At 71.7% G+C, this 23,603-nt stretch carries 19 protein-coding genes; 5 read left to right on the plus strand and 14 right to left on the minus strand.

The genetic code is table 11. The features are described from left to right. Positions 1-16: 16 nt before the first annotated feature. Genes GTY96_RS07495 through GTY96_RS07535 form a run of 9 tightly spaced genes read right to left on the minus strand, consistent with a single transcriptional unit; the run spans position 17 to position 9,327 of the window. Positions 17-1,081, minus strand: a complete 1,065-nt coding sequence (locus tag GTY96_RS07495; RefSeq protein ID WP_143899413.1) for a glycosyltransferase family 9 protein — start codon at positions 1,079-1,081, stop codon at positions 17-19. Positions 1,082-1,098: 17 nt separating this feature from the next. Further along, on the minus strand, positions 1,099-2,427 hold the full coding sequence (locus GTY96_RS07500) for an aminotransferase family protein (RefSeq protein ID WP_161664308.1): 1,329 nt from the start codon (positions 2,425-2,427) through the stop codon (positions 1,099-1,101). Positions 2,428-2,436: 9 nt separating this feature from the next. After that, a complete protein-coding gene (locus GTY96_RS07505) occupies positions 2,437-3,024 on the minus strand; it encodes an AAA family ATPase (RefSeq protein WP_161664309.1) in 588 nt (195 codons plus the stop codon). Beyond that, positions 3,021-3,872 (minus strand): inositol monophosphatase family protein, encoded by an 852-nt coding sequence (locus GTY96_RS07510; protein ID WP_161664310.1) that lies wholly within the window; start codon positions 3,870-3,872, stop codon positions 3,021-3,023. Before GTY96_RS07510 ends, GTY96_RS07505 begins: the two co-directional genes overlap by 4 nt. Then, entirely contained in the window at positions 3,862-4,527 is a 666-nt protein-coding gene (locus GTY96_RS07515; protein WP_186001817.1) for a D-sedoheptulose-7-phosphate isomerase, read from the minus strand. Before GTY96_RS07515 ends, GTY96_RS07510 begins: the two co-directional genes overlap by 11 nt. Then, positions 4,512-5,096 (minus strand): D-glycero-alpha-D-manno-heptose-1,7-bisphosphate 7-phosphatase, encoded by a 585-nt coding sequence (locus GTY96_RS07520; RefSeq protein WP_161664311.1) that lies wholly within the window; start codon positions 5,094-5,096, stop codon positions 4,512-4,514. The genes GTY96_RS07515 and GTY96_RS07520 overlap by 16 nt, the downstream gene beginning before the upstream one ends. Continuing rightward, entirely contained in the window at positions 5,087-6,301 is a 1,215-nt protein-coding gene (locus GTY96_RS07525) for an FAD-dependent oxidoreductase (RefSeq protein WP_161664312.1), read from the minus strand. Before GTY96_RS07525 ends, GTY96_RS07520 begins: the two co-directional genes overlap by 10 nt. A 3-nt stretch (positions 6,302-6,304) precedes the next feature. Continuing rightward, positions 6,305-7,801: a bifunctional D-glycero-beta-D-manno-heptose-7-phosphate kinase/D-glycero-beta-D-manno-heptose 1-phosphate adenylyltransferase HldE gene (gene hldE, locus GTY96_RS07530; RefSeq protein WP_201755911.1), complete on the minus strand. Its 1,497-nt coding sequence runs from the start codon at positions 7,799-7,801 to the stop codon at positions 6,305-6,307. After that, positions 7,798-9,327, minus strand: coding sequence for a hypothetical protein (locus GTY96_RS07535; RefSeq protein ID WP_161664313.1), 1,530 nt, complete (start codon positions 9,325-9,327; stop codon positions 7,798-7,800). Before GTY96_RS07535 ends, hldE begins: the two co-directional genes overlap by 4 nt. Before the next feature lie 262 nt (positions 9,328-9,589). Between GTY96_RS07535 and GTY96_RS07540 the strand changes: the two genes are divergently transcribed. After that, positions 9,590-11,233: a carbohydrate-binding protein gene (locus GTY96_RS07540; RefSeq protein WP_143899420.1), complete on the plus strand. Its 1,644-nt coding sequence runs from the start codon at positions 9,590-9,592 to the stop codon at positions 11,231-11,233. Positions 11,234-11,261: 28 nt separating this feature from the next. Here GTY96_RS07540 and GTY96_RS07545 read toward each other — a convergent pair whose 3' ends face one another. From GTY96_RS07545 to GTY96_RS07555, 3 genes are read right to left on the minus strand one after another with little or no spacing between them, the layout of a single operon-like run. Further along, positions 11,262-12,374: an alpha/beta fold hydrolase gene (locus GTY96_RS07545; RefSeq protein ID WP_235685439.1), complete on the minus strand. Its 1,113-nt coding sequence runs from the start codon at positions 12,372-12,374 to the stop codon at positions 11,262-11,264. After that, positions 12,364-13,911, minus strand: a complete 1,548-nt coding sequence (locus GTY96_RS07550) for an FAD-dependent oxidoreductase (RefSeq protein ID WP_221938222.1) — start codon at positions 13,909-13,911, stop codon at positions 12,364-12,366. The genes GTY96_RS07545 and GTY96_RS07550 overlap by 11 nt, the downstream gene beginning before the upstream one ends. Before the next feature lie 17 nt (positions 13,912-13,928). Then, positions 13,929-16,295 (minus strand): GMC family oxidoreductase N-terminal domain-containing protein, encoded by a 2,367-nt coding sequence (locus GTY96_RS07555; RefSeq protein WP_161664314.1) that lies wholly within the window; start codon positions 16,293-16,295, stop codon positions 13,929-13,931. Between the two features lie 293 nt (positions 16,296-16,588). On the opposite strand from GTY96_RS07555, the gene GTY96_RS07560 reads away from it, so the two are divergent. Beyond that, positions 16,589-18,214: a serine/threonine-protein kinase gene (locus GTY96_RS07560; RefSeq protein ID WP_161664315.1), complete on the plus strand. Its 1,626-nt coding sequence runs from the start codon at positions 16,589-16,591 to the stop codon at positions 18,212-18,214. Positions 18,215-18,229: 15 nt separating this feature from the next. Here the strand turns inward: GTY96_RS07560 and GTY96_RS07565 are convergent, their stop codons facing one another. After that, a complete protein-coding gene (locus tag GTY96_RS07565) occupies positions 18,230-19,429 on the minus strand; it encodes an NAD(P)H-dependent flavin oxidoreductase (RefSeq protein ID WP_161664316.1) in 1,200 nt (399 codons plus the stop codon). 109 nt (positions 19,430-19,538) lie between these two features. Beyond that, complete coding sequence (locus GTY96_RS07570; RefSeq protein WP_328700794.1) at positions 19,539-20,258, minus strand: spermidine synthase; 720 nt, start codon at positions 20,256-20,258, stop codon at positions 19,539-19,541. Positions 20,259-20,735: 477 nt separating this feature from the next. On the opposite strand from GTY96_RS07570, the gene GTY96_RS07575 reads away from it, so the two are divergent. From GTY96_RS07575 to GTY96_RS07585, 3 genes are all read left to right on the plus strand, one after another. Further along, positions 20,736-21,281, plus strand: coding sequence for a M23 family metallopeptidase (locus GTY96_RS07575; RefSeq protein ID WP_161664317.1), 546 nt, complete (start codon positions 20,736-20,738; stop codon positions 21,279-21,281). A gap of 104 nt (positions 21,282-21,385) precedes the next feature. Further along, positions 21,386-22,546 carry a HEAT repeat domain-containing protein gene (locus tag GTY96_RS07580; RefSeq protein ID WP_143899426.1) on the plus strand — a complete coding sequence of 387 codons (1,161 nt, stop codon included), beginning with the start codon at positions 21,386-21,388 and terminating at the stop codon, positions 22,544-22,546. Continuing rightward, entirely contained in the window at positions 22,546-23,526 is a 981-nt protein-coding gene (locus tag GTY96_RS07585; RefSeq protein WP_143899427.1) for a HEAT repeat domain-containing protein, read from the plus strand. Before GTY96_RS07580 ends, GTY96_RS07585 begins: the two co-directional genes overlap by 1 nt. The last annotated feature ends 77 nt before the right edge of the window (positions 23,527-23,603 follow it).

The following is a 23,603-nucleotide window of genomic DNA, read 5'->3' on the forward strand; positions in this document are numbered from 1 at the left end:
CCGGTGGCGTCCAGGCTCAGACCTCACCCACCGCGCGGAGGATGCGCTCCGGGGAGATCAAATCCATACAGTCACGCTGGGCGCAGCGCGCGTCGAAGTCCTGCTTGTAACACATCAGACATGGCACCTCCGGCTCCAGCACCGTGCCGCGCCCGTACATGTAGAACTCATGTTTGTTGAAGGTGTTGTTCAACAGGACGATGCGCTTGCGCAGCCCCACGGCCGCGTGGAACGCGAACGTCACCGACGTGACCACCACGTCCGCGAGGCTCAGCAGGCCGATGAACCCGGCGAAGGGCTGGACGCCGAAGTAATGGACGCCCGCCGCCGCGGAGATCTCCTCGTTGCGCGCATGCTCCTCCGGCCCGCCCACCAGCACGACCTCGCGGCCGGAGTCCTTCAGACGCAGGGCCAGCTCCGTCCAACGGGCCGGCGAGTAGAGGCGCGGCTTCCACTGGCTGCCAGCGCCCGTGTTGAGCATCACCACCTGCTTGCCGGGAGCCAGCGGCACCGAGGGGACCTCGAACTCCGGCAGGAGGTATTCCTCTTCCTGGAAGGTGTAGCCGCAGATCTCGAAGAGCTCTTCGACATAGTGCTTCCGGTTGGCCTTCATCAGGTCGTCGAACACCCCCGTGCGCCACTTGCGCTGGCTGTCTTCGTCGAACGGGAGGATGACGCCATCCTTCTGCGTGAAGCCCTTCTTGACCCGGGCGTCGACCCGGTTCGCCAGCGCGCAGGCCTCCACGTCCTTGTCCAGGGACAGCAGGAGGTCGAACTTCAAGTCCATCACCGTCAGCGTGCCGGCCAGGTCGAAGCGGAGGACCTTGAAGACCTCGCGCCGGGGAATCAGCTCCGGGTGGTTCGTGAGCCAGAAGATCCGCGCGCCGGGGTGCTGGCGCTGGATGGCCCGCAGGAGTGGGGTGTTGCGCACCACCTCGCCCGCGGCCTGGAGCTTGATGATGAGCACGTTGCCGGTCGCGGGCTGGTAGCTCGTGCAGCCCCCACAGTGGACGCCCCGCTCCTTGTGGGGCCCACAAGGCTTGTAGCCATTGAAGTGAAGACAGTCGGTCCGGATGTCCATGGGTGCCTTCGCCGGCGCTAGGCGCGGTCGCACGCGAGGGCCTGGACCTCTGGGTCCAGGTCCATCAGCGTGCCGCGCAGGATGTCCACGAGGTGGTCCAGCTCCGCGTCCGTGACGTTGTACGGTGGCATCGCGAGGATGGAGTCACCGCTGCCGTCCGGCAGGTAGCCGATGGAGAAGTAGAAGTTGCCGCCTCGGGCCATGGCCCGTTGCAGCACCCGCTCCGCCAGCTTCGCCGACCGTGGGAAGGCTCGGCGCGTGGCCTTGTCCGCGACCAGCTCGAAGCCGCAGAACAGCCCCAGCCCCCGCACATCGTCCACCCACGAGAGCGCGGTCAGCTCCCGCAGCCGCTCGCGCAGCGCCTCTCCCTGACGCCGGACGCGGGCCAGCAGGCCGTGCTGCTCCACGTGCTCCAGCACCCGGAGGCCGATGGACGCGGCGACCGAGTGGTTCGTGAACGTGAAGCCATGAGCGAAGTTGCCGCCGTCCCGGTGGATGCCCTCCACGAGGGTGCGGCTGGCGTAGACCGCGGACAGGGGAACCAGCCCGGCCGCCATCCCCTTTCCCTGGATGATGATGTCCGGCTTGACGCCAGAGAGGGAGGAGGCGAACCACTCCCCGCAGCGGCCAAAACCACACATCACCTCGTCGAAGATGAGCGCGATGTCATGGCGGTCGCAGATCTCCCGCACCCGCTGGAGGTAGCCGGGCGGCGGAACCCCGATGCCCATGGACGCGCCAATCACCGGCTCGACGATGAAGGCCAGACAGTTCTCGGGCCCCTCTTCGAGGAGCTTTCGCTCCAGCGCCTCGGCGCAGGCCTCGCCCGACTCCTCCGGCCTCCGGTAGCCGTCCGGCGCGGGGACGAAACACTGCTCGTGCAACAGCCCCTGGAACAGCAGGCGGTCTCTCGGCTTGCCCGTCACCGCCAGCGCGAGGCCGGTGGCCCCGTGGTAGCCGGGCTGGGTGGCGATCACCTTGCGCTTGCGCCGCGTGCCCGTCTTGCCGGCGTAATACTGGTACGCCAGCTTGATGGCCGTCTCCACCGCGTCCGAGCCGCTGCCCATCAGCAGGACGTGGGAGATGTTGTCCGGGGCCAGCGCGACCAGCCGCTCGCCATAGGCCTCCAGATCCATCGTCGTGAACTGGGTGCCGTGGAGGTAGCTGACGTGGCGCATCGACTCGGCGGCCTGGAGGGCCAGCTCCTCCAGGCCGTGTCCCAGGATGGCCACTCCCGCGCCTCCCACGGCGTCGAGCCAGACATGGCCCTCGTCGTCATGGAGGTAGGCGCCCTGCCCCCGGATGATGCGCGGGTAGCGATGTTCGAACCTGCGGTGGAACAGCATGGTGGCTCCCTAGGGCGCGAGGACGTAGTCGAGGGCCCGCTGCGCGCAGGCCTCGGGGGTGTGGCGGAACCAGGTGTCGACCACCCGGTGGGGCAACGGCGGCGGGACGAAGCGCGCCTTGACGTCGAAGTACTCGGCGGGCGTCGTGCACCCTCCGCAGTAGCCAGCGCCCGCGCGGCGGCCCAGCAGCTCCCGCACCGCCTCCGGGGAGTCGTCCGCGGGCCGCAACCACAGCACCTTGAACCGGACCCCCGGGTGCGGCGCCATCACCGCCTGGAGGAAGCGCCAGCTCGAGGGCCGAGAGTAGGTGGAGACGACGACGAGCGAGCGCTTCGGCTCAGCGACCTCCAGGTGGATGCGCACCGCCTGATGAAGCAGCTCATAGGCCATGGCCATCCGGTTGAGGTTGCGCCGCCGGCCCGCGTCGGTGGTCCACCAGTCCTCCTCCGGCAACCCGAGGCCCGCGCGGGCCAGCACGTCGACATCGACGACGTGGGCGCCCAGCTCCCGGCCCACCCGCGCGGCCGTCTCGCTCTTGCCGGAGAGCGGCCAGCCGCAGAGGACGGTGACCTGCGCTCCCTCCGGCCCCGCGCTCATGTCCCCCTCCGGGACATCCCCGCGCCGCGCAGGTGGCCCAGCAGGTCCGCGTGAAGGGGCCCGTTGGAGAAGAGCAGTTCGGTGCAGTGATTCAGCGAGTGGGGCGACCCGTCGAAGCACGTCACCTGCCCTCCCGCCTCCTCCACCAGTCCGATGGACGGCAGGTGGTCCCAGGGCTTGTTGCCGATGGCGACAATGGCATCCACGCTCACCGGGAGGTGCGCGCCCCGCACCAGCCGTGTCCCGGCCCAGCAGAAGGCGCCGAAGTTGCGGATCCGCGTGACGGCCGCCACCAGGGGGGGATGGTAGAGCGCGCCCACCGTGGGCGTCGTCCCGTCGAACGCGATGGAGGCCTTCGCGAGCTCGCGCACCCCGGAGACACGCAGCCGCAGCTCCGTCTCTCCGCGCAGCACCACATACGCCCCCGCGCCGCGCCGGCTCACGTGGAGGCCCGAACCGCCGAGCCGCTCCTCGGTGGGCAGGAAGATGACGGACTCCTCCACGCGACCGCCCACCACGGTGGCGAACTGGAGGCCGAAGAGCGGCGCGCCGAGCAGCAGGCTGTTCGTCCCATCCACCAGGTCCACCGCGCAGCAGTCCCCCTCCGGCGGCCAGCGGGACAGCCCCTCCTCGTTGAGAGGGAGGCCCGGGTAGCGGTGAGCGAGGAACGCGGACGTGCGCTCGCGCAGCTCGTCGATGACGCCGTACACCAGCCCTCCATCCGCCTTCGGGCCTGGAGCGCCGAGCGACCCCTCCAGCAGGCGCGACCAGAGGGGCGCGAGCTCCACCGCGAGGAAGCGCCAGAGCGAGCGCGTCTCGACGCCGCTGTCGCGGGCGTCACTTCCCATGGCCCACGCTCCATCCCGCGGCGGCCACCGGCTGGGCCACCATCCCGCTCTCCACCAGCATGCACAGCAGGTGCGCGATGGTGATGTGGCACTCCTGGACGTGCTGCACGTTGGTGCTGGGCACGCGGACACAGACGTCCGCGAGGGCCAGGAGCCTGCCTCCGCCGCTGCCCGTGAGCGCCACCGTCCGCAAGCCCTGGAGCCGGGCGCAGCGGAAGGCCCGGACCACGTTCTCGGACTCGCCGCTGGTGCTGATGCCGATGAGCACGTCCCCAGGTCGTCCCAGCGCCTGCACCTGCCGCTCGAAGATGTGGCCGAAGCCGAAGTCGTTGGCGTGCGCGGTGATGAGCGACGTGTCCGTCGTCAGCGCGATGGCCGCGAGCCCCGGCCGCTCGAAGTCATGGCTCAGCGCGCTGACGAACTCGGCCGCCAGGTGCTGGCAGTCGGCGGCGCTGCCCCCGTTGCCGCAGAGCAGGAGCTTCCCTCCGGACTGGAGCGCCTGGGACAGCAGCCCCGCGGCGTCCTGGATTTCCCGCTCGCAGTTCACCAGCAGCCGCTGCTTGACGTCGATGCTTCCCAGGACGTGCTGCCTCACGAGCCGCGTGCCCTCGTCGATACGGCCCGCCCCTTCTTCCCGCGTCAGCTCCAGTTCCATCTGCGACCTCCGTGGATGAGCCGCTGGACGAGCTCCGCGGCGTGCGACAAGTCGTCAACGGCCTGACTGGGCTGGGGCAGCCGCGCGAGCTCCACGCTGGCGCCATGGCCCGTCCGGACCAGGAAGGGCATCGCCCCCAGGCGGTGGCCCCAGGCGATGTCCCCGGGCTTGTCCCCCACCACGAAGCTGCGGGAGAGGTCGATGCCCAGGTCCGCCGCCGCCTGGAGCCCCAGCCCCGGCATGGGCTTGCGGCACGCGCAGCCGGCGTCGGGCAGGTGGGGGCAAACATAGGTGGCGTCCAGGTGCAGGCCCTCACGCGCGAGCAGTTCGCCCACCCGGGCATGGACCTCGTCGACCCGCTTCATGTCGAAGTAGCCCCGCGCGACGCCGGACTGATTGGTGACGACGACCAGGCCCAGCCCCAGCTCCCGGAACCGGCGCAGGCCGCGGACGGCGTTGGGCAGCAGCCGGACCGCCTCCACGTCGCGCAGGTAGTTCCGCTCCTCGATGAGCGTGCCGTCCCGGTCCAGCAGGACGAACGGCCGTCCGGTGGCGGGCTTCAGCACCATGCCCGCGCCTCGTCCCAGGGAAGCGGCGCGAGCGCCGGACGCGGCCAGCCCTGCGTGGAGGGCATGGGGCAGCGGCCGGGCCGCATCCCGCCAAGCGACAGCCGCGCCTCCACCTGCTCCGCGACGAGCGGCGCGAAGGCCAGCTTGGTGGGCCAGACCTGGGTCACGGCCCCCGCCCGCGCGAGCACCGGGCCATCCGGGCGCTGCCCCGACGCGTGCCGTCCCTCCGCCCGGTCCACGGACAGCACCGCGCCCGCGCAGGACGCCAGGTCCACGCCGGGCACCAGCCGCGACAGCTCCTCGCGGGCGCGGCGCACCTGCGCCTCCGGCTCGCGGGCCACGCCGGACTCCGCCAGTTCGCCGCCCACGTACCAGACCGGCGTCCCCCGCGCGTCGCGGTGGCTGGTGACGGTGACGCGAGGAGCGGCGCCCGTCCCCAGCCAGTGCGCGTACAGCTCCGGCAGCGCGCCGCGCAGCATCACCATGCACAGGGGCCGCCGCTGCATCGGAGCGGCGCCCGAAGGAATCATCCGCCCCAGTCCCTCGTTGCCAGCGCCCGCGCAGAGCACCACATGCCCGCCGAGGATCCGCAGCCGTCGCCCCTCTCGGTCACGGACCTCCAGCCCGGTGACGTCCCCCGCGTCCTGGAGCAGCCGCGTCCCATCCGCGTCCACCGCCAGCAGGGCGTCCGCGTGCGCGTGGCCCAGCGCCGCGAGGACCGACCTCACGTCCACCACGGGCTCGTCGAGCTGATAGACGCCGCCCCGGGCGGAGGGCCCCAGCGCCGCGGCGAAGGGCTCCGGAACCTGTCCGGAGTCAACGCGGTTCACCCGGCCCTGGAGCATCCGGCTGGCGAGGAAGCCCGCCAGCCTCCAGCCCGAGACCAGGTACTGGTGCGCGGACAGGAGCCGGGCGCCGCGCAGGTCCGGCGTCCGCGCGCCCTCAAGGCAATCGCGCCAGCGCGCGGGCATGTGCGTCAGCGCGCGGCTCGCCTCCGACAGCGCCCCGCCGAGCGCGTACTTCAGGCCCCCGTGGATGATGCCCTGCGAGCAGAGCGTCTGGCCGGCCCCCAGCGCTCGGGCCTCGCACAGGACGGCGGCGTAGCCTCGCGCGCGCAGGTGCGCCAGCAGCCAGAGCCCCGTGATGCCGCCGCCCAGGATGACCACGTCCGCGCGGATGTCCTCGATGAGGGCGTTCGCTCCCATGGCTCACCCCGGCCCCGCGAGCTTCGGTGCGCCGTTGCGCTCCTGGATGCGGGCCACCAGCCCCGTCGTCGAACAGCCGTCGACGTAGTCGAGGACGAGCACCCGTCCCCCCGCTTCGCGGACACAGCGCCCACCGGGGATCTGCTCGGGGCGGTAGTCGCCGCCCTTCACCAGGACGTCGGGGACGACCCTGCACACCAGCCGCTCCGGCGTGTCCTCGCTGAAGGACACCACCCAGTCCACGGCCGCGAGCCCGGCGAGCACGCGCATGCGCTGCCCCAGCGGGTTGAGCGGCCGTGACGGGCCCTTCAACCGGCGCACGGAGGCGTCGTCGTTGACCGCGATGATCAGCCGGTCCGCGAGGCCCGCCATCTGCTCCAGGTAGGAGACATGGCCCGCGTGCAGGATGTCGAAGCAGCCCAGCGTCAGGGCCACCGTCTCCCCCCGCGCGCGTGCGTCGCGCACGAGCTCCAGAAGGTGGTCCTCCGTGACGACGCCCCGCTTCGGCTCGCGCGGTCCGGCCACCGCCCGCCGCAGCTCCGGAAGCGTGGCGGCGCACGTGCCGCTCCGGCCCACGACCAGGCCCGCCGCCACGTTGGAGAGGGAGACCGCCTCCGGCAGGGGCACTCGCGCGGAGAGCGCCGCCGCCAGGACCGCGATGACGGTGTCGCCCGCGCCGGTGACGTCCAGGACGGCGGTCGCGGTGGCGCGCAGGTGCAGCGCGGGGTGGCCGTCCCGCAGCAGCGTCATGCCCTCCTCGCCCCGCGTGACGAGCAGCGCCTCCAGGGACAGCGTCCGCAGCAACTCCAGCCCACGTGCGACGAGGCAGGCGTCGTCCGCGCAGGGCCCCACCACGGCCTCGAACTCGCTCCGATTGGGGACGAGCACCGTGGCCCCCGCGTAGCGCGTGAAGTCGCGGCCCTTCGGAGCCACCAGGACGGGACATCCCGCCGCGCGCGCCGCCTGGATGAAGCGCCGAGGATCGCGCAGGGTCCCCTTGCCGTAGTCGGACAGCACGACGGCGCCGGCGTCCGCGAGCAGCGGCCCGAAGCCTTCGAGCAAGCGCGCGTCGTGGCTCCCCGGCAGACCGTCCTCGAAGTCCAGGCGGATCATCGGCTGGCGCGTGCCCAGGACGCGCAGCTTGCTGACGGTGCGCACGCCCGGGGTCCGCATCACGCGCGAACACACCCGGGCCTCCGTGAGCCTCTCGTCCAGCGCCCCCGCGTCGGCGTCATCCCCGGTGATGCCCAGCACCGTGGCCTGGGCGCCCAGCGCCGCGATGTTCACCGCCACGTTGGCGGCGCCCCCCGGACGGCATTCGTCCCGCTCCACTCGCACCACGGGCACCGGCGCCTCCGGGGAGAGCCGTGACGCGGTGCCATGCCAGTAGCGGTCCAGCATCACGTCCCCGACCACCAGCACCCGGGCGGACGCCAAGGCGGCGAGCCGCGCCTCGAGCGTGTCCCCTGCCGGGGAGTCCATTTCCAAGGGCAGGCTCATGGCCGGACTCCCGCGAGCACCCTGGCATGGGCCGCGCGGCCCTGATGGAAGCGCGGCAGGTAGACATCACGCAGGAAGGCGCGAGTGCCAGGCAGGTCGTCCCCTGGAGCAGGGGCGTGCTGGAAGGAGCCGTCCGCGGCGAAGTACTCGGGGAGGGGCGGCGTCCCGTCGTACAGGTCGCTGGCCTGGAGCGCCTCCGTCATGCGCCGGTTGCAGGTGGAGATGCGGTCGCGGATCAGCTCCGGCCAGTGACGCCACAGCGGCAGTTCGTCCCAGAGCGGGAGCAGGCGGTACGAGAGGGCCAGCAGGTGCTTCGCGTGCGGGTAGAACTCCGCGAGCCGGCGATAGCCCTCCTCGCGCGTGGCCCCCTCGTCGACGATGCCTTGGAGCAAGCCCCGGTAGAAGCCGAACAGGTCCTCGAAGTTGTCGCAGTCCTTGAGGACGAACGGGTCGACCGTGTCCGCCTTCAGCCGCGCGCGGACATCGAAGAAGGCCGAAGCGAACTCGCTGGCGTGGTCCTGTCTCAGGCCTTCCCCAGGCCGCAACGTTCCCCGCTGACGCTTGAGGCCGTAGCGCAAGGTTCCCAGGCACGCGAGCGCCCTGGAGCTGGCCAGCGCCCTCCACGCCGTCCTCAGGAACACGCCCATGTAGACGCTGGAGTCCTTCGCGCTCCGCAGGTCATCCAGGCGTGACAGGCCGCGCAATCCCTCGCGCGTGAAGACAAGCAGGTTCGGGTCCTTGACGTCGAACACCCGCGAGCCGTCGGGGCCGTCGCGGGTGACGAGCGACTCGTAATAGTTGCCCAGGAACAGCTCCGGCGTCCCGTCCGGAAACACCCGCTGCTTCGCGCCCACGTTGAGGATGAGCTGGTGCGCGTCCAGGTCCGGCTCCATCAGCCAGGGGAAGACGTCGTAGGCGAGGACGATGTCCCCCGCGCACCACACGAGCGCGTCGCCATCCCTCGCCTCCAGCGGCTCCACGGCGCTCCGCACGGAGTGGAAGAAGGAGAGGTGCTTCGGATCCTCCGGGACGAAGAGCAGCTTCTCGGGGGCGTCGATGACGCGCGCTTCGAGCAGGTAGTCCCGCATCACCTCCACCACCCGCCCGACCTCGGCGGATCCGTAGACGCTGACCTGAACCCCACAGGTCGCGAAGTGGAGGATGGGCAACGCGATGACGGGAACGGTGTCGAGCACCGGGTAGAGGAACTTCAGGTCATCGATGCCGCCCTCCCGGGTCCGCTCCATCCGCGTCGCCGCCAGCCGCACGGGGGCGCGGAGCGTGAGGCCCGCCTGCTGGTCGCGCATCCGCTGGTGGGCCACGAGGCGCTTCTCGACGACGCACTCCAGCGCCGCTTCTCGCGACGGGAACAGCTCATGGCTCGCGGAGATGGCGACATGCCGCGCGGGCCGGAGCGCCGCCCGCGCCCCCGTCTCCTCCGAAGCGTCGGCCCAAGCCACCCGCCGACGGACGGAAGACGTGCGCCCGAGCGCCCCCGGGAGCTTCAGCGTCGTCTGCGATTGCATGGCACCCATCCAGGTGTGGCCCCCCACCAGCGCCGAGCCGGTCATCCCCCCATGAGCAACCCGAGTGCCATTCCCTGGCAGCCACCGAAAGCGTCTGATTCCGCCCACTTGGCTTCAGGACGGACGCGCAAGCCAAAGACTGGCGTCACCGCGCGACGCGCGCGCGTCATCCAGGAACGCACCCCCTGGGCCGACGCGATGGCCGCCGCGGGGAACAGGGCCGGAGTAGGCTGCCGGGCTCACGCCACCGGGAGTCTCCACCATGGTCCGGAGTCTTGGCCTTCTCTGCGTCGTCGTTTGCCTCGCATCCGGTTGCTCGGAGGATCCTCCCGAAGGGGGTGGCCCCCAATCCCAGGCGGATGGTGGCACCTCGGAGTGCGAGGCCTTCGGCCGCTTCGGCGCACCGGGTACGACCTTCACGCTGCCGCCGCCTGGCGCGACGGGCGAGCTCTACATCCCAGATGTGCAGGCGCGCTTCCCGGAGGTGGACTGGAGCAAGCTGGACCGGCTCTATATCCGCGCGGGGCGCTACACGGTCCTCAACCTGGGCAACCTGCCGGAGCGGTCCGCCAGCAGGCCGCTGGTCATCACCAACACGGGTGGGCAGGTGGTCATCCGGCCTGAACCCGGGAGCACCCAGGGCTACATCTGGGCCATCAACGGCGGCTCCCATTGGATCCTCACCGGACGGTATGACCCGGACTCCGGAACGGGCGACGCGAACTTCCCGGGCCATCGCTGCGGCGCGTACGCGACGTCCCGGGGGCGCTACGGGATTCTGAGCGATGACCTCTTCCTGAACGGCAGCCACATGGGGCTGGGCATCGGCGGCGCGCACGCCTTCGAGCTGGAGTACCTGGAGATCACCCGGTCGGGCTTCGCGGGACTGCGCATCAACCGCTCCGCGGGGAGCGACGGGAAGGTGCCGCCCCTGGATGACATTCAGCTTCACGACCTCTACATCCATGACACGGCCAGCGAGGCCATCTACTTCGGTTCGACGCAGGGCGCGCCCACGCCGCTCGGCTCCAACCTGAAGGTCTACAACAACCGCCTCGTGCGCACGGGGACGGAGTCCTTGCAGATCCAGAACCTGGGCGACGGCACCGAGGTGCACCACAACGTCTTCGCCTTCGGCGCCATCGACTGGCGCGCGGCCTTCGACCGCTACCAGGACAACAACTCCCAGGCGCAGGTGCGAGGCGGCCACATCCGCTTCCACCACAACGTCTTCGTGGGCGGCGCGAGCACCCTGCTCAACTTCTTCGCGCAGGCGGAGACCGGAGACCTGCCGCTGAACGTCGAGTTCACGGACAACTCCTTCGCGGACACGCTCTCGCTGGGCGTCTATCTGGGCGGCAGCTCCGGGGCCGGAGCGACATTCCTCTGGGAGCGCAACGCGTTCCGAGGGCTCGACTTTGGCTATGCCAGCGTCTACCCGGACGCCACGGACCCGGGCGTCGTCTTTGGCAAGTCGGGCGCCATCACTTCGCCCGTGACGTTCAAGGACAACCGATGGGAGGGCGGGCGCAAGCTCATCTCAGGCCTGACGGGAGGCACCGGGACGGTGGGCTCGGTGACGGCCACCGGCAACGTGAATGGCCCCGTGCCCGTGTTGAACTTCGTCGACACGGGGCTGCCCGCGGGGGCGAGCGCGAGGCGGTTGGAGATGTGGACGGACCGCGCCACCCTGGCGCCCGGCTCGCCCGAGGTGACGTACGCGGCGGGGGCCCTGGTGATGCACGACGGGCAGCTCTACCGGGCGCGCACCCAGAACACGAACAAGCCGCCCCCGCAGAACGCCACCGTCTGGGAGCCGCTGTCGCTTCCCGTGGATGACCTGCGCACCGCGCCGGGAACCGAGTGGGCGGAGCGCGGCGTGGGCCTCCTGGACGTCGTGCGCTAGTCGCGAGGCGCCACGCCCGGAGGAAGGCTCACCCCGCGCGGGGCTGGAACTCCAGCGCCTCGCGCAGCACCGGGTAGGTGTCCTCGGCGGCGGTGCTGCCCATGAAGGTGTCCAGGTGGCCGTAGCCCGCGAGCATGCGGCGCTGGTAGTAGCGCGCGCCGTTCGCCTCGCGCAGCCACGTGAAGGTCCGCTCCGTGGACGACGGCAGATAGGTGCGGTTCTGCTCGCTGGAGACGAACGTGATGGGCCGCTTGAAGGGCTCCGGATCCAGGTAGTCCGGCGGGCGGGCCTGCCCGTAGCGCAGCAGGTTGGCCGCCCGGCCGAAGTCGAACCGCACCGCGTGCCCGCTCCGGGCCATCTGCCCCAGGTGGCGGAACGTCAGCAGGTTGCAGCGGCCGAACTGCTCCTCCAGCCGCGCGTGCGTCTGCGCGTTGAGCCGCGCGTGCCGGTAGAGCCGGCCGTACATGAAGGACAGCCGGTGGCACACCGGGCTGTCGCACTCCATGCGGAGCAGGCCCGCGACCCTGGTGAAGGCCGCCTGGAACAGCGGCGTGCGGGACGCATCATCCGGGGTGAGCGAGTCCAGCCCCGCGTCCAGCAGCTCCGGCACCCGCAGCATCGCCTTGAGGCGCGTGGAGGCCGGCGTGTCGTGGTGCAGCGCCACCTGCGACGCCACCACCCCGCGCACGTCCGGCAGGTGCCCCGCGGCCAGCGCCATGAAGAACGCCACCGACCCCGCGCAGTGCACCACCGCCTGCACCGACTCCGCGCCGGTGATTTCGCGCACGTGCCGCACCGCCGCGGGCATGTCGTGGTCCGCCGCGTCGTCCAGCGTGAACTGGCGCAGGGGCAGCTGCACGCTGGCCCGCCAGTCCAACAGCCACGTGTCGTAGCCGTGGCGCACCAGGTGCTGGACGAAGTTCTCCCGGAGCGTGGGCAGCATGAACATGCCGCTCCACACGCCCGCGCCGTGCACCAGCAGCACCGGCCCCTTGGTTCCCCCCACGAAGCGGGTGAGCCGCAGGGGGACGCCATCGCCCGCGAGGAAGTCGTACCGCTCCGCCACCGGCAGGCCGCCGCGCGTGAGGTCCTGGGAGAGCGTCCGCGACACCGCCGCGCCGCTCCGGTAGTCAAAAGCCATGGGCCACCGCCTCCACGATGCGCTCGGCCACCGCGCTGAGGGTCATCACCGGATGGAAACCGATGGACGTGGGGATGACGGAGCCATCCGCCACGTACAGTCCCGGGTAGTTGAACACTTCGCCCTCCTTGGACACCACGCCCTGGGCCGGTGACTCCGCCAGGTGCGCGCCACCCAGCGAGTGCACCGTGAAGGGCCGGCGGAACAGCTCCCAGGTGGCGAGCGGCGCGAAGGTGCCCCCGTACTGGGACGCCAGCTCCCGCATCGCGCCCGTCATCCGCGCCACCAGCTCCGCGTTCTCGCGGGCGTAGTCCCACTCGATGTCCAGGTGCTCGCCCTTGAGCCCCATGCGCCCGTTGGCGTTGTCCTGGCCAATGGCGAACAGGTTGCTCGTGCGCGCGGGGTCCACCCCGTGGCCCAGGGGCTTGCTGAAGAGCCCCTTGCTGAAGGCGCCATGCATCAGCGGCCACAGCTTCGTCCACAGCGGCCCGGCCACGCCGCCCAGCGGGCCCAGCTGGGCCTGCCCCAGCCCCGCGAGCACCGCCGTGGCGGGCTTGTTGAAGGTGGCCGTCACCAGCGTGAAGCGGGGCGCGGCGTCGAAGAAGCGCATCACGGTGGCCACGTCCGGTCCCACCCACGGCAGGATTTCGTCGCGGCTGCCGTGCAGCGAGCCCAGGAAATCACCGTTGCCGGAGTACCCGTGCCCCAGGCGGGCGCTCACCAGGGGCAGCGTGCGGGCCCGGTCTCGGCTGCGCAGCAGGATCTCCACCGTGCCCAGCGCCCCGGCGGACAGCACCACGCGCCGCCCCTCCACGGACGCCTTCTCCCCGGTGGCGAGGTCCCGGTAGTGCACCCGGTAGCCGTCCGCGACGCGCTGCACGTGGGACACCGACAGGCCCGGCCACACCGTGGCGCCCAGCTTCTCCGCGCGCGCCAGGTAGGTGAGGTCCAGGGTGTTCTTGGCGCCGTGCTGGCAGCCGAACTCGCACTCCGCGCAGAGCTGACACGCCTTGCGGCCGGGCGCGGAGGGCTCCGTCCAGGACACCGCCTCCGGTGGGTCGAACGTCTGGCGGCCCATGCGTCCGGCGGCCTGCTGGAACAGGTCTCGCTTGCGCAGCGGGAGGGACGCGGGGAAGGGCTTCACGTCCAGCTCGCGCGCCACCTTGTCGTAGTACGGGTCCAGCGCCTCGCGGCTGAAGCCCCGGGGCCAGCGCGGGTGGTCGAAGACGATGGGGTCCGGCCGCACGTGCACGTTGGCGTAGATGAGGGACCCGCCGCCCACGCCGCTCGCCGTCACCGTGCCGATGCCGGACAGGAAGCGCACATCGTAGAGCCCCCGCGCCTCCGGCCGCGACGGGTGGTGCCAGAGCAGCTCGTCCGCGCGGGTGACGTCGCGGGGGAACTGGCCTGGAGCGTACCGGCGGCCCCGCTCCAGCACTGCCACGGTGCGGCCCGCCTGCGACAGCCGGAGCGCGGCGATGGAGCCCCCGAAGCCGGACCCCACCACCACCACGTCGTACCGCTTCGCGATCGCCACGATGTGCCGCCCTCCCCTCAGTCGAACTTCGCGCGGGCGAAGACGTCCCAGAGCGTGCCCATGAACATGCCGCCAAAGCGCCGCAGCGCGTCCGCCTGCTTGAGCGGCGAGGACGTGCCCAGCACCGAGAACGTGGTGAGCTGCTGGAGGAAGTCCGGCAGGTGCAGGCGGATGATGCCGGTGGAGACGACGGGCCCGGAGCGCTCGTGCCCCTTGCGCACCACCGCGTAGAGCGTGGACGTGTCGCTCCACACGTCGAAGCCCGCGTCGTCGTGGACCTCCTTGTAGCCATCCAGCAGGTACGGCTGGCCGTCCGCGCCGGTGAAGGGCAGCAGGTACAGCATCCGCCGCTCGTAGAAGCGCTCCGTGCCCACGAAGAGGTTGAAGACGCCGTTCTCTACCGACGCGCCCCCGGGGGGCGTGAGCCCGCGCACGTGCAGCGTGCCCTGCACGATGCCGCCGTGGGACTCCTGCGCGAGGAAGCGGTCCAGGTTGGGCAGCGTGATGGTGACGACGAACTCCGCCACCTGGCCCCCGCGCTGGCCCGCCCGCGCCGCCCCGTTGAAGTCGTCCGCGGGCTGATGGCCCGGCTGGAGGTAGCCCTTCATCCGCTCCGTGAAGCGCAGCCCCACCACCGGCGTGGGCGAGGCCACCGTGCCGCCCGGCGGCACCACCACGTCGCCCAGCGGATCCGTCCCCGGCATCACGGGGGAGGAAGGCGGCTCCACCTCCGGCATCATCCGCAGGCTCACGCGCGGAGGGGCGCCGCGTGGCGGGGAGGACGTCCCGGGCGCGCGCTCCGGCGCCACCCAGCCCGGCGCCTCCTTCAGCTCGCGGATGAGCCGCTCCACGTTGCGCTCGGCCACCGCGGCGATGCTGGCGGACGGGTTGACGCCGATGCCCACCGGCAGCGCCGCGCCGTCGAACACGTACAGGCCGGGGTAGCCGTGCACCTCTCCGTCGGGCGTGAGGACGCCGTACGCCGGCTCCTCCGCCATCGCGCAGCCGCCCAGGTTGTGCACCGACACCGGCAGGTGCAGCCGCTCCCACAGCGGGTTGTACGCGGCGCGCGTGCCCAGCGCCCGGGCCACGTCCTCGCAGAGCTGTTCCTGCGTGCGGTACAGCGGCAGGTTCGCGGGCACGTCCCACTGCACCTGGAGCTCGCGCGTGAGGGGCGACAGCGACAGCCGGCCGTTGGACTTGTCCCGGCCCATGGCCAGGAACACCGCCTGGAAGCGGCCGCGCTCGTTCTCGATGGAGGCCATCTCCTTCGAGCGCGTGCGCAGCACCTTCACCAGCTCCCGCTGGAGCAGGTCCGCCGGCAGCGTCAGCGCGCGGTCGGGATCCATGGCGAGCATCAGCCCCGCCGCCTGCGCCGGGTGTCCGCCCTCCTGGAAGAGGAACCAGGTCTTGTCCTTCCCCTGCCCCTCATCCACCACCATGCCGGTGGTGATGGTGGGGCCCACCGCGGGGTCCCATGGCTCCTTCGTGTCGAAGGCGAAGGCGAGGAAGTCCCCGTTGGCGGAATAGCGCGCCCCCAGCCGCGCGCTCAGGTCCGGCAGCGTGCCGTGGACGTCCCGGGCGCGCAGCAGCAGCTCCGTGGTGTTCACCGCGCCCGCGCACAGGAAGACGCGGCGGGCGTCCACCGTGCACTGCCTGCCCGCGTTCGCGTGGTCGGTGTAGGTGACGCGGTAGCCCGGCGACAGCGGCTCGATGCGCGTCACCTCCGCCTGCGTCGTCACCTCCGCGCCCAGCTGTTCGGCGCGGGCCAGGTAGTTCAGGTCCAGCGTGTTCTTCGCGCGGCGGTTGCAGCCGATGTCGCACTCGCCACAGTAGTTGCACCCCTCCTGGAGGACACCGAACTTGTTCGGCAGGGGCTCGCCCGCGGGGGCGAAGCGCACGGCCAGGTTCGGATGGAAGAACTGCGCCTCGCGGCCCAGCTTCTTCGCCACCTCCCGCATCCGCTGCGTCTTCGTCGGCAGGCCGCGCGCGGAGGCGGTGATGGGCTGCACGTCCAGCATGTGCGCCACCAGGTCGTAGTAGGGGTCCAGCGCCTCCCGGCCGTAGCCCTCCGGCCACCCCGACGCGAACACCTCCGGCGGAGGCCGCAGGTGCACGTTGGCGTAGATGAGCGAGCCGCCGCCGTACCCCGCGGCCTGCACGATGCTCATCCCCTTGAGCAGCTTGATGTCGAAGAGCCCCTGGCGGTGCTGCCACAGCCAGCCGTTGCGGGGATCCTCGAAGTCGCGCGGGAAGCTGCCCTTGGGATAGCGCAGGCCGCGTTCAAGCACGCGCACGCCCAGGCCGGCCTGCGCGAGGCGACAGGCCGCCACCGCGCCACCAAACCCCGTGCCAATGACCAGGGTGTCGTATGCCGGTGCCATGTTCCCCCTCCGGGTGCGATCCCTGGGGAGCAGGGATCAGGCGCACGACCCGGGAACGTCCAGGAAAGGACGGACCCGACTCTACAACGGGCCCCTGTCGTTTCCTTGAGGCCCACCTCCCGGGTGGAGCACCCTTTCTCCCTCTAGAGAAACGGATTTCCTGACCAGCACGGATACATGGACGCGCCCGCCCCACGGAGGCGGTTCGCGGGAGACCGGACACCGGGTGGGACCCCAGGGCATGCGACGGACTTCCGTCCCCCCGTTACCATCACTGCAAAACGAGCTTTTCAATGAAGACTCGACGACTTGCAGATTCGGGGGCACATCGGGCGCTGACCCAGCGGGAGCTGCCGGTGGCGCCGGCCCCCAGGACACCGCCGGTGGATCCGCTGGTGTCGGCGCAACTGGGCGAGTTCGTCATCCAGGAGCGCATTGGCGCGGGGGGGATGGGGGTCGTCTACCGGGCGGTGCATCCGCTGATTGGCAAGCAGGCCGCCATCAAGGTGCTGCGGGCGGAGCTGGTGTCGCGGGAGCTGGAGCAGCGGCTGTTGATGGAGGCGCGGTCGGCGAACGCCATCCGGCACCCGGGCATCCTGGACATCTTCAACTTCGGCACGCTCCCGGATGGGCGGCCGTACGTGGTGATGGAGCTGCTCCAGGGGCAGTCCCTGGCGGACGTGCTGCGCGCCCGGGGACGGCTGGACGTGGGGACGGCGCTCTGGATATTGGAGCAGATCCTCTCCGCGCTGGGGGCGGCGCACCGGGCCGGCGTGGTGCACCGGGACCTGAAGCCGGCGAACGTGTTCGTGGTGGAGCGGCCGGACGCGGCGCCGGTGATCAAGCTGGTCGACTTCGGCATCGCCAAGGTGATGCGGTCGCGCGAGGGCTTGACGCTCGCGGATGGCTCGGTGCTGGGCACGCCGGACTTCATGGCGCCGGAGCAGGTCCGGGGCGGCGCGGTGAAGCCCGCCACGGACCTGTACGCGCTCGGCATCATGGCGTTCCAGATGCTCACCGGCACGCGGCCCTTCCAGGGCGAGAACGTGCAGGTGATGTTCGCGCACGTCGAACAGATCCCACCCCCGCCGTCCTCGCGGGTGGACGGCATCCCGCCCGCGCTCGACGCGCTGGTGCTCCAACTGCTGGAGAAGGACCCCGAGCAGCGGCCCGCGTCCGCGGAGCAGGTGCGCCAGCGGATCCTCGCGCTGTCCCGAAAGCTGCCACCCGGCACGGCGCTGCACGCCGTGCCGGTGAAGCCCGCGCGAGAGGAGCCCACGTCACCGACCACGCCCCGGCCTCCGGGGCTCGCGGCGATGCTGGCGGATCGCCGGCGGAGGGTGCCGCTCGCGGCGGCCGTGGGGGTGGCCTTGCTGGGGGCGGGGCTGTGGCTGCTGACACGGACCGAGGCCCCGACGCGCGACCTGAAGCAGCGTCTGCCCATGCCTCCCGCGCCCGTGACGGCCCCGGCGCCTCCTGCGAAGAGCACCGCCAGCCCAGGCGCGGTCCAGGCCACCACGCGGCAAGCCACCGCCACGCCTCCTCCCGAGGCGGGTGCTCCGCCAGCGACTCCGCTGGAGGGCCCGCTCAAGCAGGAGCGAAACCTCAAGGCGCCGTCGCGCCGGACTGGCGTGAAGACCGGGCGCGCGCCCAAGGCCCCTCAATCCCTGACGGCCGCGTCCTCGTCCGTGAAGTCGTCGCTCGAGCAGCGATTGGAGGACATCCGCGCGAGGCTCCCATCCCAGAACGGGGTCCCCGTGCTGGACAAGGACCTCCGAGACGACTTGAGCCGGATCCAGGACTCCGTCCGGACCGCCACGTCCGCGGCGGAGCGCGGGTACCTCGATGAAGCGCTGGACTTGTGGGAGCGGCGTCGGGCCGAGCGCATGGCGGCCCGCCCCACGTCCCCCTCCCGCTGAGCGCCGGGAGCGGGCTTAGCCCCGGTCGTCCTCGTCCTCTTCGTCCAGGCCTTCAGGGGACTCCAGGAGCCGGCGCGCGCGCTCCATCATCTCCACGACGATCTGCCCGGCGGGCTGCACGGTGTCGATGCGCGACATGCTCGCGCCTCCCGCCGGAAGGCTCATCTCCTCCAGGTCGCCCTGCGTGTCGGGCGTGGGGAGGAAGGAGCTGAACCTGGGCATCACGTACGGCACGTCCAGCACGCCCGGGAACAGCAGCGTCGTCCCGATGGTCTCCGTATCGGAGGCCGGCGGAGCGCTCGACTCGCGCCCGGCCCACTCGCGCACCACGCGGTTGCGGATCACGCGCATGCGCTTGCCGGGCCACTCGGGACCGAAGAGCGTCGTCGTCGCCGTGTCGCCCGCGTCTCCCTCCACCAGCCGCTGCTTGTAGAGCGGGTGCGCGTACCCTTCCACGGAGGCGATGAGCCGCGTGCCCACCCAGACGCCATCCGCGCCGTGGTACAGCGCCCGCGCCGCGCTGAACCCATCCGCGATGCCTCCCGCCGCCAGCACCGGGACCGCGTCCGACAGGGCCCGGAGCTGGCGCACGAGCGTCAGCGTCGGCGTACTGCCCAGGTTGCGACCTCCCGCCTGCCGCCCCTGCGCGATGAGCCCCTGCACGCCCATCTCCAACGCCTCCCGCGCCAGCTCCACCGTCCCTGACTGCATCCACACCCTGGTTCCCGCCGCCTGGAGGTCGCGGATCCACTCCCGGGGCGGCAGCGTCCAGTGGAACACCACCACCGGCACCTTCGCGCCAATGCACGTGTCGACGTGGTCGCGCGCCGTGAAGCCATGCGGCTCCTCCCGGTCCACGATGAAGTCCACGCCGAAGGGGCGCTGCGTGCCGGCCCGGATGGCCTTCAGCCGCGCCTCCAGCACCCCCGGCGGCTCCGGCGCCGTGCCCAGCATGCCCAGGCCGCCCGCCTCCGACACCGCGATGACCAGCGGTGGCAGCGACACGAAGGCCATGCCCGCGCCCACGAAGGGATAGTGCAACCCCACGTCGCGCGTCAGCCGCGTCTTCAGCGTGTTGCCCTCCAGGACGTAGATGGGCGGCGGCCGGGAAGCGCCTCGCGTCCCCTCGCCATCGGACTCGCCGTTGTGCAGCGGCGAGTCGCCTTCGGAGGAAACAGGAGGCTGGCCAGATCGTCCGTCGTTCGCGCCGTTCATCGCGTCTCCGCAAGGGTGCTGACGTACCGAGCCTTGAAGACTAGCAGCGCCAGCCACCGATTCAGCCGCGACCCGAAGCGGCCGTGCTCACTGGCCAGCAGAGCGCCGCCTACTCGTCCGGAATGAGGCCATCGGGCCCCAGCCCCGCGTCCGTCAGTACCCGGCCCCGCCCCACCCGCCGGGTCAGGGGCCGGTAGCGCTGGGCCACCAAGGTGCTCAGCCGGAACGGCAGCTTGCGCTCGCGCTCCACGCGTCGGGCCCGCTCCACCAGCGTCTCGCGCGTCAGCCGCGAGGGGCCTTCCAACCCCACCAGGATGCGGTTGGTGCTGGTGGGGACCTCGAAGAGGGACAGGCCCTGGAAGCTCACCTGATAGGTCCGCACCATCGCGTCGTAATGCGGGTTCGCCGCGGACTCCCACACGTTGCCCACCACCGCCCCGCCCCGCGTCAGCCGCGCGCGCACGGCGCCCAGGAACTCGCGCGTGGCCAGGTGCCCGGGAATCTGGTCCGCCCCGTACGCGTCCAGGAAGATGATGTCGTAGGGCGCCCCCTCCGCTTCGATGAAGGTCCGCGCGTCCGCCACGTGCGCTTCGAGCAGCGCGTCCTCCCGGAAGCCGCAGTGCTGCTTCGCGGCCTCCACCACCCCGGCGTCCACCTCCACCACGTCGATGTGCGTGTCGGGCAGCACCGCGCGCAGGAACATGGGAATGGCGCCGCCGCCCAGCCCCACCGCGAGGACGTTCTCCGGCCGGGGCACGAACGCCAGCGCCACCATCGCCATGCGGGTGTAGGGCAGCTCCAGGCGCAGCGGCTCGCCGGGCCACACCACGCTCTGGCGCGCGCCGCCATCTCCGAAGCGCAGCGAGCGGCGCCCGTCCGCGTCCTCGGTGACGACGACAGGCCCCTGCCCGTCGTCATGCGTGTCTGGCGAGGCCAGGGCTCACTCCTCCTTCGCGCCGGAGGTCGGCTTCACCGGAAGCGGGGCGCCGGCGGACGTGGGGCGCGAACCGGGCCTGCCTATCGAGGTCATGTCGCTTCTCCCAGATGACGCGAAACACCCAGCGTGAGGTCCGGCGGCGAGGCACCAGCATCGCACGAACGCCGACATTCCAGATTCTCGTGAACGTTTGAGTCCGGTTGCATCCCGGCCCGGAAACGACACGGCGCGGCACGGAAACCCTTGGAATCGTTGTGTTTCTCAATCCTCGATTCTTGGGACTCACCCACGGACTTCATGTATTACCGCTTCAGCGCCCTTTCCCCATTCGAGGGAATACGGAGGGCGCATGACGGGAGGCAGGACCCCATGAAGCTGAAGACGTTGCTGTCCGCCGGGGTGGCGTTGGCCGCCACGGCGTGGGCCAGTCCGGTAACGGCGGCCACCGCGAATGGCCCCATCTGCGACACGGCGGCCTACGTGAACTCGACCACGTATTACAACTGCACCGGCAGCAGCCACACGGCGCTGGACGTCGGCAACAGCTCCTGCGGTGAGTGGAACCACCGGGGCATGCTGGTGGGCAACTACTACTACTACTACTACGGCGGCTGCGCGGCGGCCTGCAACGGCTCCACCTGCAACGGCGGCGCGGGCAACTACTACGTGGTGTCCGGCGCGAACGGCTGGGACTTCCGCCAGCTGCACTTCTACGCGAACGTCAGCTCCGGCACGAAGACGTGCGACCGCTGCGCGCTGGGGCTGGTGGGTGGCACGGGCAGCGCCACCGGGCCGCACTCGCACTCGGACAACCGCCAGTACGGCACGCGCAAGTCGGCCTGGTACACCAGCGTCGGCACCACGTGCGGCACCAACGCGTACTGCAACAACCACCTGGGTGTTCCCACGCTGTAGCCCCTGCGTGGCCTTCCGGATGGGGGCCCGCGCGGCCCCCGTCCGGCGTCACGTCCCCGGCGCGCGTGCGCCGCCCATTCCTCCCGCGTGAGCCTGTCTCCGACATGACTTCCCGTCCCCTCTTCAAGGTCGCGCTCGCCAGCCTCGTCCTCCTCGTCGCCCTGGGCGTCGTGTGGTGGCGGGGCGCGGCGGGTGGCACCGACGCCGGTCCGCCCTCCGCGAACCTCCCGGCCGCGACGCCCGCCGTCGCCACGGCCACCGCCTCCGGAACCGCCGCGCCCGCCGCGCGAGCGGCCCCGCGCGAGGTGATTCCCATGCCCGGGTGCTGGGACGGCCTGGCCGCGCTGGACGCGTCCGCGACGCTGGAGTCGCTGCACGCCGCCGTGGCCGCCGCCATCCAGGCGCGCGACACCGCGCTGGTGGCCTATCTCCAGGAGCGCCTGACGGAGCTGGTGGGCGACGACCCCGACCGGGCGCTCCAGTTGGTGGCGTGGGCCGTGAAGGCCGCCCCCCCCGAGCCGGCCATCTACCTGGAGGCGCTCAAGGCCGCGCCCGCCGTGCGCCACCCGCGCGTCGTCGAGAAGCTGGTGTCCGTGTCGGAGGACCGGTCGCTGGCCGCGCCGGACCGCGCCGCCGCGCTGGACGCGCTGGAGACGCAGCACCGCTTCACGCCGGAGACCCGGTCGCGGCTGCGGGCCATCGCGCTGGACGACTCCGCGGACTCCGCCGCGTGGGTGGCCACGCGCACGCTGGGCCGGGTGATGAAGGAGGACTACGAGCGCACCGGCACCTATGCGCCGTACTGGAAGGACCTCCTGGACATCGGCACCACGTCGGAGGACATGGCCGTGCGGCTGCTCGCGCTGGAGATGCCGTCGTACTCCGACCCGCTGCTCGACTCGGACTCCATCGACGTGCTGGCGAAGGTGATGCGCACCGACCAGGAGCGCGACGTTCGCGAGATGGCCGCCTTCCGGCTCGCCGTCACGGAGGATCCCCAGAAGGCCCTGGCCGCGTACAGCGCCGCCTTCGACGGGGAGCGCGACCTGTGCGTGCGGTGGGCCTTCCTGCGCTTCGCCGTGCGCGCGGCCGGCGCGGACGCCCTGCCCCTGGTGGAGGAGTTCGCGCGCAAGGACCCGCGCCTGCGGCAGGACGCCCTGGACTTCAAGGCGCTGTACGCCACCGGCGCGACGGACTTCGCGCGCATCTGGCTGGGCAAGAAGGAACACCACGACTGCGTGGTCGAGGAAGGAGCGCCGCACTGATGGGTTCGCGAATGCTGAAGGCCTGCGCGCTCGGGCTGTCATTGCTGTCGGGGCCCACCCTGGCCCAGGGCGCCCCCGCCGCCGTCCCCACGCCGGCGGCCTGCACGGTGGAGGGCATGCTGGACGAGGTGCGCGGGGCGATGAAGACGGGCTCGCCCGCGTACCAGCGCTACGCCCGGCTGCGGCTGAAGGAGGCCGCCATCGCGCTGCCGCCCGAGGCGCTGGGCCGGGCGGTGAGCCAGGAGCGCGACCCCGCCGTGCTGGAGGCGGTGGGCGCGGCGCTGGCCACCAAGGCGAGCAACGCGCAGCGGCCGGAGCTGCTCCAGCCGCTGCTCTCCCGCGCGAGCCAGGACGCGGACCCCAGCCTGCGCGCGGCGGCGGTGCGCGCGCTCAAGGGCTCGCCGTCGGTGGAGTTCATGGCGAAGAACGGCGACGTCGTCACCTACGAACAGCTCGTGCGGGACAGCGCGCCGGAGGTGCGGCAGGCGGTGGCGGAGAACCTGGTGACGGAGAGCGCCGGCATCTACTTCGGCCACAACCCGGACCTGGCGGACGCGGCGGTCCGGATCGCCGCGGCCTCGGAGGATCCGGCGGTGGCCACGCGCCTGTTGGGCGAAGTCTCCATGGAGGCCGCGAACCCGACGACGGTGCGCAAGCTCACGCAGCAGCTGCGCTCGGAGGACCCGGGCCTGCGCGCGGCGGCGGCGAAGGCGCTGGGCGGCGTGCCCGGCACCGAAGCCGCGGGCGCGCGCCGCTCGCTCCTCGCGCAGTACCGGAGCGACAACGACCTCGCGGTGCGCAAGTCCGCGCTGGAGGGGATCGCGCGCCTGGGGCAGTCCAGCGCACGGCCGCTGCTGGAGTCCCTGCGCGGCGTGGATCCCCGCATGGACCCTGAAATCAATGCGTGGCTCTCCGCGCTCAAGCTGAACCTCCAGGAGTGGCACCTCCTCCTGCGGGAGAAGCAGCGCCTGCGCCCCTGACCGCCCACCGCCCGCGGCCGGGCGGCTCTGTTCCCTGGTGCGCACCCCGTACGAGGGCCGCCCGCGAAAAGGTGGCC

This window comes from Corallococcus silvisoli, assembly GCF_009909145.1.
GTDB lineage: Bacteria > Myxococcota > Myxococcia > Myxococcales > Myxococcaceae > Corallococcus > Corallococcus silvisoli.

Bases quoted from the DNA above. Each gene is read 5' to 3' on its own strand.
- GTY96_RS07495 (WP_143899413.1), bottom strand. From the start codon at position 1,081: ATGGACATCCGGACCGACTGTCTTCACTTCAATGGCTACAAGCCTTGT.
- GTY96_RS07500 (WP_161664308.1), bottom strand. From the start codon at position 2,427: ATGCTGTTCCACCGCAGGTTCGAACATCGCTACCCGCGCATCATCCGG.
- GTY96_RS07505 (WP_161664309.1), bottom strand. From the start codon at position 3,024: ATGAGCGCGGGGCCGGAGGGAGCGCAGGTCACCGTCCTCTGCGGCTGG.
- GTY96_RS07510 (WP_161664310.1), bottom strand. From the start codon at position 3,872: ATGGGAAGTGACGCCCGCGACAGCGGCGTCGAGACGCGCTCGCTCTGG.
- GTY96_RS07515 (WP_186001817.1), bottom strand. From the start codon at position 4,527: ATGGAACTGGAGCTGACGCGGGAAGAAGGGGCGGGCCGTATCGACGAG.
- GTY96_RS07520 (WP_161664311.1), bottom strand. From the start codon at position 5,096: ATGGTGCTGAAGCCCGCCACCGGACGGCCGTTCGTCCTGCTGGACCGG.
- GTY96_RS07525 (WP_161664312.1), bottom strand. From the start codon at position 6,301: ATGGGAGCGAACGCCCTCATCGAGGACATCCGCGCGGACGTGGTCATC.
- hldE (WP_201755911.1), bottom strand. From the start codon at position 7,801: ATGAGCCTGCCCTTGGAAATGGACTCCCCGGCAGGGGACACGCTCGAG.
- GTY96_RS07535 (WP_161664313.1), bottom strand. From the start codon at position 9,327: ATGCAATCGCAGACGACGCTGAAGCTCCCGGGGGCGCTCGGGCGCACG.
- GTY96_RS07540 (WP_143899420.1), top strand. From the start codon at position 9,590: ATGGTCCGGAGTCTTGGCCTTCTCTGCGTCGTCGTTTGCCTCGCATCC.
- GTY96_RS07545 (WP_235685439.1), bottom strand. From the start codon at position 12,374: ATGGCTTTTGACTACCGGAGCGGCGCGGCGGTGTCGCGGACGCTCTCC.
- GTY96_RS07555 (WP_161664314.1), bottom strand. From the start codon at position 16,295: ATGGCACCGGCATACGACACCCTGGTCATTGGCACGGGGTTTGGTGGC.
- GTY96_RS07560 (WP_161664315.1), top strand. From the start codon at position 16,589: ATGAAGACTCGACGACTTGCAGATTCGGGGGCACATCGGGCGCTGACC.
- GTY96_RS07565 (WP_161664316.1), bottom strand. From the start codon at position 19,429: ATGAACGGCGCGAACGACGGACGATCTGGCCAGCCTCCTGTTTCCTCC.
- GTY96_RS07575 (WP_161664317.1), top strand. From the start codon at position 20,736: ATGAAGCTGAAGACGTTGCTGTCCGCCGGGGTGGCGTTGGCCGCCACG.
- GTY96_RS07580 (WP_143899426.1), top strand. From the start codon at position 21,386: ATGACTTCCCGTCCCCTCTTCAAGGTCGCGCTCGCCAGCCTCGTCCTC.
- GTY96_RS07585 (WP_143899427.1), top strand. From the start codon at position 22,546: ATGGGTTCGCGAATGCTGAAGGCCTGCGCGCTCGGGCTGTCATTGCTG.